This is a genomic window from Dyella jejuensis (assembly GCF_044904675.1).
In the GTDB taxonomy this organism is placed as follows: domain Bacteria; phylum Pseudomonadota; class Gammaproteobacteria; order Xanthomonadales; family Rhodanobacteraceae; genus Dyella_B; species Dyella_B jejuensis.
In genome coordinates, this window is the sequence record NZ_JADIKJ010000060.1 from 1 (window position 1) to 552 (window position 552).

Annotated in this window: 1 protein-coding gene; it reads left to right on the forward strand. The window is 67.6% G+C overall.

From position 1 onward, the window contains the following. Nucleotides 1-552 (forward strand): hypothetical protein (locus ISP15_RS18265; protein ID WP_404549423.1); only part of this gene is annotated, 552 nt, incomplete at both ends.

Consider the following 552-nt stretch of genomic DNA (forward strand, 5'->3'; position numbering starts at 1 on the left):
CCAGCCAGCTGGCCAGCCTCGGCAGCACCCCCACCCCGGCGCAGATCGGCGCATGGGTCACGCCCGGCAGCGCCGATCAAGTCAGCTACAACGTCTACGACAGCGCCGGCGAGCTGCGCTACCGCATCGACCCGATGGGCAACGTCACCGAGACGCGCTATGACGCCACCGGCAAGGTCACCGAAACCCTGGCCTATGCCAACGCGGTCAGCACGGCCAGTGAAGCGGGTGCGCTGCAAGCCGGCACGGCGTTGAGCTGGATCGGCGCGCAAGTGGGCGGCACCGGCGGCAGCAACCCCGACAGCAGCGCGCAAGCGACGCTTTACCTGTATGACGCATCAGGCCGCCTGGCCTATACCGTGCAGCAGAACCAAAGCGGCACCGTCGCTCAGGTCACCGGCGTGACCCATGACGCCAACGGCAATGCCATCAGCCAAACGACCTATGGCAACACGCTGAACCTGGACCCGGACGAAGCGCTGAGCGCGCAATGGACCACCGCGAGCATGACCGGCGCGCTGGCCAGCGTCGCCAGCCAGGAAACCACCACCT